Raw genomic sequence first — 14947 nt, 5'->3', positions numbered from 1 at the left:
TCCGGCGCTGGACCGGCGATCACGGGGTAACGGTGGCGGCAACCGTCGAGAGCGCCCGCTACCAGTCATTCTCATTCGACGCGGAGGGCTTCGACGGGGCAGGTGTCGATAGCGAGTTGGGCGTCGGGCTGGTCGGGGGTGGGGATGGGGTCGGTGAGGATGCGGACTTTGCCGGAAGTGTCGACCTGGAAGATGTGCGGGAGTAAGGCTTCGCACATGCCGTGGCCTTGGCAGCGGGTTCGGTCGGCGGTGATTCTCATGCGGGCCGCCGGGTTTCGACGCGTGCGGCTCGCAGCTGGATCGGGAGGCCGTCGAGTGGGATGGGGCCGGTCGCCCAGCCCATCGGCGGCACATATCCGGCAGGCACCGACCACTGGTAGTGCAACAGCATTCGATGCATGATCGCCTTGACAGTCATGCCGCCGAAGTACAGGCCGATGCACTTGTGCGCGCCGCCACCGAAAGGCGCCCAGACGTAGCGGTGGGACTTGTCCTCTTGGCGTTCGGCGGTGAAACGCTCCGGATCGAAGACATCAGGGTCGTGCCACCAGCGATCGATACGCATCGCCGAATGCGAGCCGATGACGACAATGGTGCCCGCGGGTAGGAAGTGGCCCTGGATCGCGGTGTCGCGCACCGTCTCCCGGATCTGCTGACCGACCGGGGAGTACATCCGCAGGATCTCCTTGAACACCAGATCCAGGGCGGGCAGCCGGTCGAGATCGTCGTAGTCGAGCGAATCCTTGCCCAGGGCTTGCGATTCGGCGCGCAGGCGGTCCTGCCACTCCGGATGCAGACCGAGTTGATATCCCATCATCGCCAGAGCGATGGTGCTGGTGTCGTGTGCGGCCATCAGCACGAAGATCAGATGGTCGAGGATGTCCTGATCGGTGAACGTATGGCCCTCGTCGCTGGCGGTGTGGCACAGCACGCTGAACAGGTCGTCACCGGTGCCTGCACGCCTGGCGGGCATTTCGCGGCGGCAGTAGTCCTCGAGTACCTTGCGCCCGCGCAAGCCCTTCGCCCACACACCGCCGGGCAGATTGGTGCGCACCAGCGCCTGCCCCCCGCGCACCGCATCGATGAACGCGCGCTCGAGCCGCGCCGCCTCGGGACCGAGGCGTGCGCCCATGAATACCTCCGAAGCCATCCGCAGCAGCAGATGTTTCGTTGCCGGGAAAAGCTGAAAGTCGTCGGCGGGCAACCAGTCACTCATGCCACGTGCGATCGCCGGTGTGGTGATGTCGAGATAGCCGACCAGTCGTGGCCGGGTGAAGGCCTGCTGCAGAATGCGCCGGTGGTAGCGGTGCTCGTCGAAATCGCGCAGCAGGATGCCGCCACGGAAGAACGGTCCGATGAAGAAGTCGTAGCCGCCCTTGGCGGAATACACCTTGTCCCGGTCCGCGAGCACTTCCTCGATCGCCTCCGGGCTCACCACCATCACGACCTGCCGGCCGAGCAGTCCGGACCACTGCACGGGACCGTATTTCTCGACGCGCCGCCGCGCGAAATCGAGGTTGTCCGTCATGGCTGGGAGGGCGTGCCCGATCACCGGTAAGCCGTAATCGCCTAGTATCGGCCGCAATTCGCTACCGGCGGGTGGTTCGGCGAGGGCTCGGGTCCGCGACGGATAACGCTCGGCCAGCGTGGATGCGGCGTACTTTGCCCGTCGGCCCATCGTCGACATCATGGTGGTCCTCTCGCATCCTTGCGAAAATCGTGTGATCCACACCATACAGGAATCAATCGTTTCCGTAAACGGTTGTTTCCTGTTTTGCCTGCGGCATACTGAGCCTGTGACACGGGCAGCGACCGGGATCTACCGCGGCACCTCCGCCGAGCAGCGGCGCGAGGAACGCCGCCGTCGCCTGATGGATGCGGCCCTGGAGATCATCGGCACCCGGGGCTGGGCGACGACCACGGTGCGTGGAGTATGCGAACAGGCCAAGGTCGGCCCGCGTTTCTTCTACGAGAGCTTTTCGGACCTCGATGCCTTGGCCGCCGCCGTGCACGACGAGATCATCGACACCGCCGTCCGCAGCTCCCTCGACGCCCTGGCCGCGGCACCGGAGGGCATTCCGGCCAAAACGCGCGCCGCGGTGACCGCGATCCTCACCTCCGTTATCGACGACCCGCGCCGCGCCCGCATCGCCTTCGCCGAAGCCCACGGCAGCGACACCCTGATGCGCCGCCGCGCCGCCGCCATGCGCACCATCGCCGACGTCGTCGCCGATCAGGAACGCGCCCTGCTCGACCCACCACCAGGCAGCGACACCCTGGTGCGCGCGGTCTCGCTGATGATCACCGGCGGCGCCGCCGAACTGATCCTGGCCTGGCTCGACGACGGCATCGACATCACCCGCGACGAACTCATCGACCTCTGCGTCGAATTCGTCCTCACCTTCGCCGACAACCTGGCCACCATGGCCGCCCGCCTCCCACACAGACCAGCTTCCTGAACGGTGCTTCGGTCTGGATGCAAAGGCGAAGCAAGGGGGCCGGTCGGTCCGAGTAACCATTCGACTCGACTCGATCGCAGCGTAGTGGCCGGCGGTGTTCGAGCAGGTCGATGCCTGCCGATCGGGCGAGTGGCTCGCTCCGACTGAGCGAACAGCCGTAAAGTGTTGTGGCAGTTGGGTTACAGCGAGAAGGTCAGGCGGTGGGGGTTGACGTAGTCGACCGGGTCGTGGAGGGGGCGCAGGTCTGGGCGGTGGTCGGTGGGGATGCGGGCCAGTTCGCCGCGCAGTGGATTGTCGTAGGTGGCGGCGCAGGCGGTTATGCCGGGCAGCCAGTTGTCGTGGTGAGTGGGGACGAACAGTTCGGGGCGGATGGCCTCGATGTAGCGGCGCGGGTCGCGAAGACCGTTGCTGATCTGGTTGAATCCCTGGACCGCGCCGATCTGGACGTTGGTGGGTGGGAGGTCGGCGAAGACATCGAAGACCTGCGGGGCCTTCTCGGTGAGCGGACCCGAGGAATCGTGCCAGACCAGCGCGAATCCGGGAACGCGGAATTGGTAGAGGAGAGTGCCGCCCTCCGGATCGCCGAGGCGCCGCGCACTCTGCAGGACACCGGCCAGCGTCGGTGGATGCCGCACCAGAGCGCCCAGCTCCGGCCGCGGGAAAAACGGCGCGGACCCGCCGGGCCGCTCGGGAGCGGTGGGCGCGGAGTGCACGTGACGGACCGCGGTGACCTCCACCGGTCCCACAGTGAACTCGTGTCGCTCCCCCGGCAGCGACGCCCCGTCCCCGAGCGCGGCCGTCCGGAATGTCGGATCCGGCACCTGCGCACGGATATTCACGCCGTGCTCGGCGGTTCCATACACGACTGCCCCCGATGCCTCGGCGATCCGACCCGCATCAGCGGCATGATCGAAATGCCCGTGCCCGATGAATATCGCCTCCGGCGCCAGATCCGCCAGATCCTGCGCCGTCGCGGGCACATAACCGGTGCTCGTCAGCCGCGGCACCCACGCATCAAGCAGAAACACCGACCCGGCCATCGCGAACGCATAGGTCGTGCACCCCACCCAGGACAACACCACCCGATCCGCACGCACCGCACCCGTATCCGGATCCACCATGTCCGCCCCGAAGAACCGCATCCGCGCCGCCACCGTCCGCGGATCCGCCTGCGCAGCCGCGGCCTGCAACCGCCCCGCCGCCAACGCCGTACCCGCGCCGATCACACCATCGAGCACCGACCACCGCCCCACCAAGCCCCGAGGATGAATGCCGCACACCCGTGTACAACATCACGGATCACCTCCCCGAACAACCCACCCCCTGCCCCGCAGCCGCCATCGAGCCCACATTCCCCACCACCCGAGCACTTTCCGCCCCACCCACGCTCGATCGCAGATATGCGGGCCGAAAGCGTGTGTGAAGGAGCGCGTCGAACTGCTCTTCGCGCCCGCAGACGCCGACAGTTACGCGCGCCTGCGCGTCGCACCGCTGACCAGCGAGCCGACCGAGTCCGCTCGGGCGCAGGTGGTTACGAGCAGCACGGAGGTTCCGGCACAAGCGATAACCACCTCGGTGGCCCGAGATCCACGAGTGGAACTGGCGGCCATACTGGGCGCATACAGCGTGTATGCGCCCATGCAGTTCGCATTCAGGGTAGGCCGCGATCTCGAGACGCGGCGCGAATCTCGCGGTACCGTGTGCCGCCGTGGGATGCCCGGTTGGGGCCGACTGCCGCGGCAGACGGCAACCGAGCTGCGCGGACTGGCCGGGCGTCCATGGCGGTCGCAGATGGCACAGTGGGGTGCGACGACACCCGAGTAGCGCGCCCACAGCATGCTCTGATCGTCGTTCCGGCTGGGTGGATTACAGCTGAACGCCCAGTAGGCCGTCTACGGCGGTTGCGATCAGCGTCGAGGCCTCGCTGTCTCGGCCTCCGTAGTTGAGGGTTTGGTTGGCCCAGTTATCCACAGCGGCAAGGGCTTTCGGGGTGTCGAGGTCGTCGGCGAGGTGTTGGCGGAGGCGGGCGACGGTGTCTTCGGCGGCGGGGCCGGAAGCGAGCGCGGTGGCTCGGCGCCACAGGTCCAGGCGGGCGGTGGCGGTGGCGAGGACGGCGTCGGTCCACATGCGGTCTCGGCGGTAATGACCGGCGAGCAGGCCGAGGCGGATCGCGGCAGGGTCGACTCCTGCGGCGCGCAGCTTGGAGACGAGCACCAAGTTGCCGCGCGACTTGGACATCTTCTCGCCGTCCAGGCCGATCAGACCGGCGTGCACGTAGTGGCGGGCGAAGCGGCGGCCCGCGATCAATGCCTCGGCGTGTGCGGCGGAGTACTCGTGATGCGGGTAGATCAGGTCGCTACCGCCGCCTTGGATATCGAATTCGGGGCCGACGCGGTTGAGCGCGATCGCCGCACACTCGATATGCCAGCCGGGTCGCCCGGCACCGAACGGCGCCGGCCACGACGGCTCGTCGGGACGCGCGGCGCGCCACAGGAGTGCGTCGATGGTGTCGCGCTTGCCGGGACGGTCGGGATCGCCGCCGCGTTCGGCGAACAGGCGCTCCATGGTTGCGCGGTCGTAGCCGGATTCGTAGCCGAACTGCTCGGTGGCATCGGCGCGGAAGTAGATGTCCGGATATTCGGCATCCTCGACCGTGTACGCCGCGCCCGAGGCCAGCAGCTTCTGCACGAATTCGATGACCTCGTCGACGGACTCCACGGCGCCGATGTAGTCGCGCGGCGGCACGATGCGCAGGGCGGACATATCCTCGCGGAACAGATTGATCTCGCGGGTGCCCAGATCACGCCAGTCCACACCGTCGCGGGCGGCGCGCTCGAACAGCGGGTCGTCGACGTCGGTGACGTTCTGCACGTAGTGCACCTCCTGGCCCGCGTCGCGCCACAGCCGGTGGACCAGGTCGAAGGTCAAATAGGTGGCGGCATGCCCGAGATGGGTGGCGTCATAGGGGGTGATCCCGCAGACGTACATGGTGGCCGTAGGGCCCGGGGTCACCGGGCGAACCTGCCGGTCGGCGGTGTCGTACAACCGCAACGGTGGCCCTGCTCCGGGAATTGTCGGTAGGGCGGTATCGGACCAGGACTGCATGATTCGAGGGTAAAGGTGTGGTGGAGGCCATTGCGCCGCACCCTGCTCCCAACGATAGGTTGTATGGCAACCACCCCGGATCTGACCTGGTCCGATGTCGCAAAAGTCGGATGTCAATGTTTGCCGTCTGGCGGATCGAATTGCCGGGAGTGGCGCAGGTCACTGTCGCTGAGTTTGCCGAGCGCACCGGGCTGTCCGAATTCGGCCGGGGCCGAGTGCGATCGCGCTAGGTTGGACGGATGACTGTTCTCGGTGCGGTGTCGATGCCCCAGGTTTCCCCGGAACGCTTGCTCGCGGTTGCGGCCGCGGCCGAGGACAGCGGGCTCGAAGAACTGTGGTTGTGGGAGGACTGCTTCTGGGCCGGTGGAATCACCACCGCCGCAACAGTGTTGGCGCGGACCGAGCGGGTGCGCGTCGGGATCGGGGTGATGCCGGTGCCGCTGCGCAATGTGGCGCTCACCGCCATGGAGGTGGCGGCGCTGTTGCGGCTGCATCCGGGCCGGGTGATTCCGGGTTTCGGGCACGGTGTGCAGGACTGGATGGGACAGATCGGCGCGCGGGTCGAATCGCCGATGACGCTGCTACGGGAACATCTGGTTGCGCTGCGCGGATTGCTGAACGGTGAAAAGGTCAGCGCCGCAGGCCGATACGTGCACCTCGACAATGTCGCCCTGGAATGGCCGCCGACCACGTCCCCGCCGATCACCGCCGCCGCGACCGGCCCGCAGACCCTGCGACTGTCCGGCGAACTCGCCGACGCCACCATCCTCACCGCACGAACCACCCCCGACGGCGTCCGCGCCGCCCGTGCGCGCATCGAGGAAGGCCGCGCGAAAGCCGCACGCGCCGAACCGCATCGGGTCATCGTCAACCTGCTCACGGCCACCGGCCCGGACGCGGCCGAACGCTTGACTGCGGCCCAGCAACGCAACTCCAGCGAGCACCCGCCCGAGGCAGGCATCGCGGGCGACGCACACGCCGTCGCGGATGCCGTCCGCCGCTACGCCGACGCAGGCGCCGACACCGTAGTCCTCGAACCCACCGATGACGATCCGAACCTGATCGAATTCGTCCGCTTCGTCGGTGCTGAAGTCCGCCCGCTGCTCGACTGAGCGCGCCACTCCCGGCCGCGGCCGTGCATCTGCGGAATGCCCACGCCCGCACGAATCCCCGCCCCGCCGCGCTACGCCGGAAAGCGGAAACCGTAATCCCACCAGGGCAGCACATGCGCGCCGACACTCGATGCAATACGGCACCGCACGCACATCGCAAGCGACTGCGGACAGTATCCCGGGCTGTGCCGACCTCAGCTCAGAACGCGGGCCACGGAATCGGCCGCGACGTGCGCGGCACCGGCATCACCGGGTTGTCCAGCAGTTCCTGCGTACGATCGGCGAGCGCCTCGATCTCCGCATCGGTGAGATGCGGTGCGAGATCATCGGCGACCGAACCGGGCAGTTCCTTGGCGAAGGCGGCGATATCGGCCATGAATCCGTCACAGATGGGTTTACCCGCCCAGCCCCACAGCACGGTGCGCAACTTGTGCTCACTGTGCAAGCAGATGCCATGGTCGACGCCGTAAACCTGCCCGTCGACACCTTCCAAAGCATGCCCGCCCTTGCGGTCGGCATTGTTGAGCAGCACATCGAGCACCGCCATCCGCTGCAGTCGCGGGTCGTCGGCATGGATCAGCGACACCTCGTTACCCCCCGGATCCTGGGCGCGCAGCACCTCGCAGAACCCGTCCGGCACCGCACCCAACGGCACCAGATCCACCAGATCGAGCCGGTCGCCCTGATCGGTGTGGTTGTCCACCGATTCCACCCACCGCTGCACCATGCCCGGCCCGTAGGGGCCATCGCGCAGGATCGTCTCCGGAATGACACCCCAGCCGAGCGCATCCGACACCCGATACGAGGCCACCTCTCGCCCGGCCAGCGTGCCGTCCGGGAAATCCCACAGCGGCCGCTCCCCGCGCACCGGCTTGTAGACCACGCGAACGCCGTCCGTATCGCAGACGAGGGTGACATTGCTCGCGGTCGTCACCCGCCCGATCACCGTCAATTCCGCGGTGTGCCACCGAGGCTCGGCCACGGACTACTCCTCTAGCTCGGCCGCGCCGAAAATATCCCCGCGCTTGTATCCGTTGGTTCGCACACACATATGCCCGCGCGACGAAAGCGGTTCCCCACACAGCGGACACGGCGGCCGGCCCGCCGCGATCACCCGGGTGGAGCGCAACGCGAACTCCCGGGCCTGGATCGGGGTCAGGAACACCCGTACCGCGTCGGGGCCTTCTTCGGTGTCATCGAGCACCACCGACTCGTCGACCTCGGTTTCGGTGATCGCCAACAGTTCCACCACCACCGCGCCCGCATCGGCGTCCCAGCCCAGGCCCATGGTGCCGACCCGGAACTCGGCGTCGATCGGGGTCACCAGCGGGTCGCTGTCGGAGATGTCCTCGGCCTGCGGCGGCACCTCGGCGCCGAAGCGGCGCGCGACCTCGTCGAGCAGCAGACCCATCCGGTCGGCGAGCACCTTCACCTGTTGCTTCTCCAGCAACACGCTGACCACCCGTGGTTCCTGCACGGCCTGCAGGTAGAACGCGCGATCGCCCGGCTCACCGACGGTCCCGGCGACAAAACGATCGGGGGTGCGAAATACGTGGATTGCGCGAGACATCTGCACCTCCTGATACGTGACCCTGATCGACTACCCGCGGCGCTGGACTCCGCAACACGCCACCTACTCGTTTACAAGGAATCTCAAAGCTCCGCATTCCCATTATCCGCACTCGGGGTGCCACCTAGCTCGCCACCGGGAACCGGACCGGCTTCGGGCTCTGCGGGCGCCCCGGAATCCGAGGCGGGCCGTTGCGGTTTGATTGCCAAACCGGACAGATCCGCCCCCGTGTCGTTGAGCCGAACCACATACGGCGCGGTGGGGGTGTAGCGCACGATGCTGAGCGAGGCGGGTTCGACCACGATGCGCTGGAAACCGTCGAGATGCAGGCCGAGCGCGTCGGCGAGTACGGACTTGATCACGTCACCATGCGTGCACGCCACCCACAGCACATCGTGACCGGCCTTCTCGGCGAACCGTCGATCGTGCTCGCGCACCGCGGCCACCGCACGGATCTGCACCTGCGCCAGGCCTTCGCCGCCGGGGAAGACCGCGCCCGAGGCGTGCCGCTGCACCACCTTCCACAGCGGTTCGGTCACCAGATCCGCGATCGCCTTGCCGGTCCAGTCGCCGTAGTCGACCTCGATCAACCGATCGTCGTACTCCGGTTCCAGACCGAGCTTTTCCGCAAGCGGTCCGACCGTGCGCTGACAGCGCAGCAGCGGCGAGTGCACGATGTGCTCGATCGGCAGCGCGGCGAGCCGTTCGGCGACGGCGCGGGCCTGGGTATCGCCGTACTCGGTCAGATCGACGCCCGCGCTGCGCCCGGCCAGGGTGCGGGCGGTATTCGAGGTCGAAACACCGTGCCGCAGCAAGATCACCGTCATGGCACCAGCCTAACGATCATGTCGCCGACACCACTCCGCCCGCGAGCAGGCCCATGACCGTGAGCCCGAGCACGATGCGGTAGCCGACGAACCAGTCCAGGGAATGTTTGCCGACGAACTTCAACAGCCACGCCACCGAGGCATACCCGACCACGAACGCCAGAATCGTCGCGACCAGCAGTTGCGGTCCGCTGGCATTGAGGCCCTCGCCCGCCGGTTCGAATGCGTCGGGCAGGCTGAACAGGCCCGACGCCGTCACAGCGGGAATGGCGAGCAGGAACGAGAACCGCACGGCCGCTTCGCGCTCGAGCCCGAGGAACAGACCCGCCGTCGCGGTCGCACCGGAACGCGACACACCCGGGACCAGGGCCAGACATTGCGCGAAACCCATGATCAAACCGTCGCGGGTGGTCAGCTGCTCGATCGGGCGGATCTTGCGTCCGTAGTACTCACCTGCCGCGATGATCAGCGCGAACGCGACCAGCATGAACGACACCAACCACAGGTTGCGGGCACCGGTGCGGATCTGATCCTTGAACAGGAACCCGAGCACACCGATCGGAATCGTCGCGATGATCACATACCAGCCGATGCGGTAGTCGAGTTCACGCTGCGCCTGCTCGTCCAGGACGCGCTTGTGATCAGCGGTGATGACCGGAAGGCGCATGGTGGGCTGGTCGTGCAGCGGCAGCTCCGGCCGGCCACGCTCGGTCAGCCGATCGCGCAGCCCGCCGAACCACGCGACGATGATCCGCCAGATGTCCTTGGCGAAGAACACCAGCACCGCCGCCTCGGTCCCCAACTGGGTGACAGCGGTGAACGAGGCGCCCGCGTCATCGCCGAAGAACACCGCCGACACGATGCGTAGATGCGCCGAGGAGGAGATCGGCAGAAACTCCGTGAGACCCTGCACTAGACCAAGTATCAAGGCCTGTACCCAGGTCATCGACTCGCCGACCACGAACCAGCCTCCACTTCCGCCCGAAATATGTATTCCTACTGGGCAATTGGTCCGGCGATCGGTCGCATCACCGTGACCACCGCCGCAATCACGCAGCGACGTTACAGTGTCGAGATGGCGACGGCATGCCCGGCTCGACCGTGCGACCCACGGTGCTGGTGGGCGTCGAGTTGCGTATCCACACTCTAGGCTTGGCGCCGTGACGATTGCGCGGACACGGTGATGGAACAGCGGACGGTCGGCCGCAGCGGCCTACGGGTGTCCCGGATAGGACTTGCCACCCACACCTGGGGGGCGCATACCGATACCGACGATGCGGCGGTGCAGTTGGTGGCGTTCGCCGAGGCCGGCGGCACGCTGGTCGATACCTCCCCGGCCTATGCGGGCGGTGCGGCACAACGGATCCTGGCACAACTGCTCGGCGATCTTGTCTCCCGCGACGATCTGGTGCTCAGCGGCTGCGCGGGTGTCGCGCCGCGGAAGACGCCCGCACCCGCAGGGTCGGCCGTGCCCGAGCCGGAGCCGGTGCGTCCGGCCGTGGACACCTCGCGTCGCGCGCTGCTGCGCCAGCTCGATCGGACACTGCTCGAACTGGGTACCGACTATCTCGATATCTGGCATGTCGCCGCCTGGGATCCGGCGACCCCGCTCGATGAGGTCGCCGCCACTCTCGAATTCGCGGTGCGCTCCGGGCGCGTCCGCTACGCCGGTGCGCGCGGGTTCAATGCCTGGCAGGTCGCCAGCCTCGCCGCGGTCGCGCCCGTCACTGTCGCGCAGACCCCGTACTCGCTGTTGGTCCGTGATACCGAAACCGATTTCATTCCGGCTGCTCGACATCACGGTGTGGGGCTGATCGCCACGGCGCCGCTGGCCGGGGGCATTCTCACCGGCAAATACCGCGACGGGGTGCCCGCCGATTCGCGCGGTGCGGATGAGGCGACCGCCGCCGAGATCCGGCACCGGCTCGACGAGCACGCGACCCGGGTGGTCGAGGCGCTGGTGACCGCCGCCGACGGGCTGGCCACCTCACCATTGGCCGTTGCCCTCGCCTGGATCCGTGACCGTCCCGGCATTGCGAGCATGATCGTCGGCGCGCGCGATATCGGGCAGCTCACCGGGGTGCTGGCCGCCGAGACATTGGAACTGCCGCGTGCCATCGCGGCCGCGCTCGACGATGTCAGCGCACGCGCGGCAGGATGATTCTATGAGGGAGGCTAGCCTTACCTGCATGAGGTTTCTCGACCGTGTCCGATCCGGCGGGGTGCGTTCCCTCCTGGCCGTGCTGGCATTGACCCTGCTGGTCGGTTCAGCCTGCGGAACCGACAGCGACGCCACCAGCGGAGGCGGCCGCGGGCCGGTCACCGCGAAACTGGAGAACCTCGATCCGGTGCCGATCGGGCCCGAACCCACACCCACGCTGCCCGCGACCGTCCGATCGTTCGACGGGGCCGAAGTCACGGTCACCGACGCCGGCCGCATCATCGCCGCCGACCGCTTCGGCACGCTCGCGCAGACGGTCTGGGCGTTGGGCATGGGCGCCAAACTGGTCGGGCGCAGTACCGCGGCCGGGTTTCCCGCGGTCGCGAATCTGCCCATCGTGACCGGTGGCAGCGGTTCGCTGAACGTGGAATCCGTTCTGGCGCTGCGTCCTTCGGTCTTTCTCACCGATAGCACCAGTGCTGCCCCGCAGGTGCGCGAGCAACTGCGCGCGGCCGGGGTGACGGTCGTCTATTTCGATCCGCAGCGCACCATGAACGGCGTGGTGCCACAGATCGAGGCGGTCGCCGCCGCACTCGGCGTACCCGATCGCGGCCAAGCTCTGGCTCAGCGCACCCGCGGCGAGATCGCCGCCGCCAGTGCCGCGGTGCCCGAACAGGACAAACCCCTCACCATCGCCTTCCTCTACCTGCGCAGCACCGCCATCACCATGCTCGCCGGACCCGGCTCCGGCGCCGACGCCCTCATCGCCGCACTCGGTGCGCGCGATGCGGGCACCGAGGCCGGTTTGACCGAACCGTTCGTAGCGATCACCAGTGAGGCCATGATCGCGGCCGCACCGGATGTGCTGTTGGTGATGTCGGACGGGCTGAAGTCGGTCGGCGGCGTCGATGGGCTGGAAAAGGTTCCTGGCATCGCGCAGACACCCGCCGGGCGCAACAAGCGCGTGGTCGATATGGCCGACTCGGTGGTTTTGAGTTTCGGCCCGAACACCGGCCGCGTGATCGCCGCCCTCAGCGAGGCCGTGTACGGCACCGAGCCCGCATGAGCGGCGCGTCACGGTGCGGCGATCGGGCTGTGCTCGGGAACGTCGGTGAAGTGCAGACGGCACTTCGCGGATGTGCGGCCGGACATCGCAGCGGTGCCGTGACGCGCGAGCGGACCACGAGCGCACTTTGCGAACAGCGGAGCCGAGCGTCGGGGACTGCGAGCGTCAGCGAAATGACCACGGGAACAGCCGACTCGGTGATACAGCGCAATCCGCATCCGATTGTGCCGAAGTCGCGGGTGCGCTCGGCCACCGCGATCGTGTCCGCTGTGGTGGCGGCGACCGGGCAGGTGCGGGTGTGAACGAAAGGGCCACGGGGACAACCGCGACCGACTCGGCGATGCCGCACAGTCCGCATCCGGTCGCGCCGAAGTCGCGAAGGTGGTCGCGGACCGCGATCGTGTTCGCCGTGGCGTTGGCGGCGCTGGTGGTGTTGGCGTTGGCGTCCGCGGCGATCGGGCAGGTGCCGACGACGCCCGCCGAGGTCGCGGGCAGTGTGCTGCATCGGATCGGGTTGGACTGGGGGCCGATGCCCGCGCATCCGGCGGGTGAGGTGACGCTGTGGGAAGTGCGGTTTCCCCGCGTGGTGCTCGCGATCCTGGTCGGGGCGGCATTGGCGACAGCGGGTGCATTGCTGCAGGGGGTGTTCGCGAATCCGCTCGCCGAACCCGGTGTGATCGGAGTGTCGGCGGGGGCCGCGGTCGGTGCGGGCACGGTGATCGTGGTGGGTGGTGCGTTCGTGGCGGCGTGGTCGGTGGCGGCGGCCGCATTCGCTGCAGGACTGTTGACCACATTGCTGGTGTATCTGCTGTCGCGATCGAATGGGCGCACCGAGGTGGTCACGCTGGTGCTCACCGGTGTCGCGATCAATGCCTTCGCAGGTGGGTTGATCGCGTTCCTGCTGTTCATCGCGACCCCGGCCGCCCGCGATCAGATCGTGTTCTGGCAGTTGGGCAGTCTCAACGGAGCGACCTGGGATGCGGTGCACGTCGTCGCTCCACTGGCCGCTCTCGGGATTCTCGCCGCAGTGCTCATCGCACCCCGCCTGGACCTGCTCGCCCTCGGTGAATCCGCCGCCCGACATCTGGGTGTCGATGTGGAGCGCTTGCGGCGCAACGTCGTCGTGGTGGTCGCCGTCCTCGCAACGGCGGGCGTCGCCTTCACCGGCATCGTGCTGTTCGTCGGACTGATCGTGCCGCATGTGGTCCGCATGCTCGTCGGCCCCGCCCACCGCATCCTCATCCCGTTGAGCGCCATCGTCGGTGCGGTCGTGCTCCTCGCCGCCGACGTAGCCGCCCGCTCCCTGGTTCACAACGCCGACCTCCCCCTCGGCATGCTCACCTCCCTCATCGGCGGCCCCTTCTTCTTCTGGCTCCTGCGCCGCACGCGTGCTCGCGCGGGGGGTTGGGCATGAATCACGAATTCGGCTGGGACGTAACCGATCCGCACCCCATACGCCGCGCTGCCTCGCCCCTGCCTCGAAGGATTCGCACTCTTTCTCCGCACCCTCACCACTGGTGGGCACCCACACCAGGTGCGGATTCAGATAAGGGGTGCGGATCCTTCGGTGACGTGGGCGCGAACCAGTACCGCCGAGTCGACGGGTGGGCAGCGCCGACGGGCCAACCGGCAGTGCATGCCGGAATGCCGAATCCGACGGCGCTGCGAGGCAGCATCATCAGCGAAGGGGCGTGCAGGATCGTCGGCGATGGCCGGGCGTACATGCCGGAGCCCGTCGGTGGGGCGGAGATGTGAGCGGGGTGCTGGAGGGATTGAGTTCGGTGTTCGCACGGACACACGAGTTGCCGGTGCCGCCGGAGCGGGGTGCGGTGACGCTTCGGGCCAGCGGAGTGAGCATCGACAGGCGTGGTGCTTCGGGAGCCCATACGCGCCGGGTCCTCGAAGCCGTCGACTTCGACGTTGTCGCGGGCCAGATCGTGGCGTTGGTGGGGCCGAACGGAGCGGGCAAGTCGACGTTGCTCGCGGCGCTCGCGGGTGAGTTGGAGCCGAGCGAGGGCACGATCGAACTCGATGGGCGGGCACTGGGCCACTGGTCGCATCTGGATATGGCGCGGCGCCGGGCGGTATTGCCGCAGAGTCACACTGTCGGATTCCCGTTCACCGCTCGTGAGGTCGTCGCCATGGGGCGTGCGCCGTGGGTGCGGACCGAGCGTCGCGACCTCGATGACGAACGGATCGCCGCCGCGATGACCGCCGCCGACGTGGAACACCTTGCCGCCCGGGCATTTCCGACGCTCTCCGGTGGTGAACGCGCCCGCGTCGCCCTGGCCCGTGTCCTGGCCCAGGACACCGGAACACTGCTACTGGACGAACCAACCGCGGCACTCGACCTCGGCCATCAAGAAGCGGTGCTGCGCTTGGCCACTGCCCGCGCCGCCGCGGGCGCCGCCGTTGTCGTCGTCCTGCACGACCTCGGTATCGCCGCCGCCTACGCCGACCGAGTCGCGGTCCTGGAATCCGGCCGCATCGCCGCTGACGGCCCACCCCGCAAGGTCCTCACCACCGAACTCCTCACCCGCGTCTACGAACACCCCGTCGAAGTCCTCAACCACCCGGTAACCGGTGCCCAACTGGTCTTGCCCGTCCGCCGCTGACCCCGAGGTTCGCGCCCTCGAGCACAGCCATT

Annotated in this window: 16 protein-coding genes; 8 read left to right on the top strand and 8 right to left on the bottom strand. The window is 67.8% G+C overall.

Annotated elements, in window-relative coordinates; translation table 11 throughout:
* Positions 1–71 precede the first annotated feature (71 nt).
* Together ACIBW7_RS40735 and ACIBW7_RS40730 are read right to left on the bottom strand one after the other, a co-directional pair.
* Positions 72–260 (bottom strand): ferredoxin, encoded by a 189-nt coding sequence (locus tag ACIBW7_RS40735; RefSeq protein WP_397056072.1) that lies wholly within the window; start codon positions 258–260, stop codon positions 72–74.
* Positions 257–1687 carry a cytochrome P450 gene (locus ACIBW7_RS40730; protein WP_397056189.1) on the bottom strand — a complete coding sequence of 477 codons (1431 nt, stop codon included), beginning with the start codon at positions 1685–1687 and terminating at the stop codon, positions 257–259. The genes ACIBW7_RS40735 and ACIBW7_RS40730 overlap by 4 nt, the downstream gene beginning before the upstream one ends.
* A gap of 109 nt (positions 1688–1796) precedes the next feature.
* On the opposite strand from ACIBW7_RS40730, the gene ACIBW7_RS40725 reads away from it, so the two are divergent.
* Positions 1797–2459 carry a TetR/AcrR family transcriptional regulator gene (locus ACIBW7_RS40725; protein ID WP_397056070.1) on the top strand — a complete coding sequence of 221 codons (663 nt, stop codon included), beginning with the start codon at positions 1797–1799 and terminating at the stop codon, positions 2457–2459.
* A 179-nt stretch (positions 2460–2638) separates the two neighbouring features.
* Here the strand turns inward: ACIBW7_RS40725 and ACIBW7_RS40720 are convergent, their stop codons facing one another.
* Positions 2639–3712, bottom strand: a complete 1074-nt coding sequence (locus ACIBW7_RS40720) for an MBL fold metallo-hydrolase (RefSeq protein ID WP_397056187.1) — start codon at positions 3710–3712, stop codon at positions 2639–2641.
* A gap of 166 nt (positions 3713–3878) precedes the next feature.
* Between ACIBW7_RS40720 and ACIBW7_RS40715 the strand changes: the two genes are divergently transcribed.
* Complete coding sequence (locus ACIBW7_RS40715) at positions 3879–4283, top strand: hypothetical protein (protein ID WP_397056068.1); 405 nt, start codon at positions 3879–3881, stop codon at positions 4281–4283.
* Between the two features lie 42 nt (positions 4284–4325).
* Here ACIBW7_RS40715 and mshC read toward each other — a convergent pair whose 3' ends face one another.
* Entirely contained in the window at positions 4326–5564 is a 1239-nt protein-coding gene (gene mshC, locus ACIBW7_RS40710; RefSeq protein WP_397056066.1) for a cysteine--1-D-myo-inosityl 2-amino-2-deoxy-alpha-D-glucopyranoside ligase, read from the bottom strand.
* 239 nt (positions 5565–5803) lie between these two features.
* Between mshC and ACIBW7_RS40705 the strand changes: the two genes are divergently transcribed.
* Positions 5804–6676, top strand: a complete 873-nt coding sequence (locus tag ACIBW7_RS40705) for an LLM class flavin-dependent oxidoreductase (RefSeq protein WP_397056064.1) — start codon at positions 5804–5806, stop codon at positions 6674–6676.
* Positions 6677–6875: 199 nt separating this feature from the next.
* Here the strand turns inward: ACIBW7_RS40705 and ACIBW7_RS40700 are convergent, their stop codons facing one another.
* From ACIBW7_RS40700 to ACIBW7_RS40685, 4 genes are all read right to left on the bottom strand, one after another.
* On the bottom strand, positions 6876–7658 hold the full coding sequence (locus ACIBW7_RS40700) for an SCO1664 family protein (protein ID WP_397056062.1): 783 nt from the start codon (positions 7656–7658) through the stop codon (positions 6876–6878).
* Between the two features lie 3 nt (positions 7659–7661).
* Positions 7662–8246 carry a DUF3090 domain-containing protein gene (locus tag ACIBW7_RS40695; protein ID WP_040691105.1) on the bottom strand — a complete coding sequence of 195 codons (585 nt, stop codon included), beginning with the start codon at positions 8244–8246 and terminating at the stop codon, positions 7662–7664.
* An 83-nt stretch (positions 8247–8329) separates the two neighbouring features.
* Positions 8330–9073, bottom strand: a complete 744-nt coding sequence (locus tag ACIBW7_RS40690; RefSeq protein WP_397056060.1) for a histidine phosphatase family protein — start codon at positions 9071–9073, stop codon at positions 8330–8332.
* 16 nt (positions 9074–9089) lie between these two features.
* On the bottom strand, positions 9090–10019 hold the full coding sequence (locus ACIBW7_RS40685; RefSeq protein ID WP_397056185.1) for an undecaprenyl-diphosphate phosphatase: 930 nt from the start codon (positions 10017–10019) through the stop codon (positions 9090–9092).
* Positions 10020–10256: 237 nt separating this feature from the next.
* Between ACIBW7_RS40685 and ACIBW7_RS40680 the strand changes: the two genes are divergently transcribed.
* From ACIBW7_RS40680 to ACIBW7_RS40660, 5 genes are all read left to right on the top strand, one after another.
* On the top strand, positions 10257–11234 hold the full coding sequence (locus ACIBW7_RS40680; protein ID WP_397056058.1) for an aldo/keto reductase: 978 nt from the start codon (positions 10257–10259) through the stop codon (positions 11232–11234).
* A gap of 28 nt (positions 11235–11262) precedes the next feature.
* Positions 11263–12300, top strand: coding sequence for a hemin ABC transporter substrate-binding protein (locus ACIBW7_RS40675; RefSeq protein WP_397056056.1), 1038 nt, complete (start codon positions 11263–11265; stop codon positions 12298–12300).
* A gap of 173 nt (positions 12301–12473) precedes the next feature.
* Positions 12474–12602: a hypothetical protein gene (locus tag ACIBW7_RS40670; protein WP_397056054.1), complete on the top strand. Its 129-nt coding sequence runs from the start codon at positions 12474–12476 to the stop codon at positions 12600–12602.
* Between the two features lie 38 nt (positions 12603–12640).
* Positions 12641–13714, top strand: coding sequence for a FecCD family ABC transporter permease (locus ACIBW7_RS40665; RefSeq protein ID WP_397056183.1), 1074 nt, complete (start codon positions 12641–12643; stop codon positions 13712–13714).
* 358 nt (positions 13715–14072) lie between these two features.
* Entirely contained in the window at positions 14073–14915 is an 843-nt protein-coding gene (locus ACIBW7_RS40660) for a heme ABC transporter ATP-binding protein (protein ID WP_397056181.1), read from the top strand.
* The last annotated feature ends 32 nt before the right edge of the window (positions 14916–14947 follow it).

This window comes from Nocardia sp. NPDC049526, from assembly GCF_044465765.1.
Classification (GTDB): Bacteria; Actinomycetota; Actinomycetes; order Mycobacteriales; family Mycobacteriaceae; genus Nocardia.
Note: the sequence above shows the minus strand (reverse complement) of the source record. Positions and strands in the feature narration are given on the sequence as shown.

Coding starts and splice junctions, on each gene's coding strand:
- ACIBW7_RS40735 (WP_397056072.1), bottom strand. CDS start 260: ATGAGAATCACCGCCGACCGAACCCGCTGCCAAGGCCACGGCATGTGC.
- ACIBW7_RS40730 (WP_397056189.1), bottom strand. CDS start 1,687: ATGTCGACGATGGGCCGACGGGCAAAGTACGCCGCATCCACGCTGGCC.
- mshC (WP_397056066.1), bottom strand. CDS start 5,564: ATGCAGTCCTGGTCCGATACCGCCCTACCGACAATTCCCGGAGCAGGG.
- ACIBW7_RS40705 (WP_397056064.1), top strand. CDS start 5,804: ATGACTGTTCTCGGTGCGGTGTCGATGCCCCAGGTTTCCCCGGAACGC.
- ACIBW7_RS40695 (WP_040691105.1), bottom strand. CDS start 8,246: ATGTCTCGCGCAATCCACGTATTTCGCACCCCCGATCGTTTTGTCGCC.
- ACIBW7_RS40690 (WP_397056060.1), bottom strand. CDS start 9,073: ATGACGGTGATCTTGCTGCGGCACGGTGTTTCGACCTCGAATACCGCC.
- ACIBW7_RS40685 (WP_397056185.1), bottom strand. CDS start 10,019: ATGACCTGGGTACAGGCCTTGATACTTGGTCTAGTGCAGGGTCTCACG.
- ACIBW7_RS40680 (WP_397056058.1), top strand. CDS start 10,257: ATGGAACAGCGGACGGTCGGCCGCAGCGGCCTACGGGTGTCCCGGATA.
- ACIBW7_RS40675 (WP_397056056.1), top strand. CDS start 11,263: ATGAGGTTTCTCGACCGTGTCCGATCCGGCGGGGTGCGTTCCCTCCTG.
- ACIBW7_RS40670 (WP_397056054.1), top strand. CDS start 12,474: ATGACCACGGGAACAGCCGACTCGGTGATACAGCGCAATCCGCATCCG.
- ACIBW7_RS40665 (WP_397056183.1), top strand. CDS start 12,641: ATGCCGCACAGTCCGCATCCGGTCGCGCCGAAGTCGCGAAGGTGGTCG.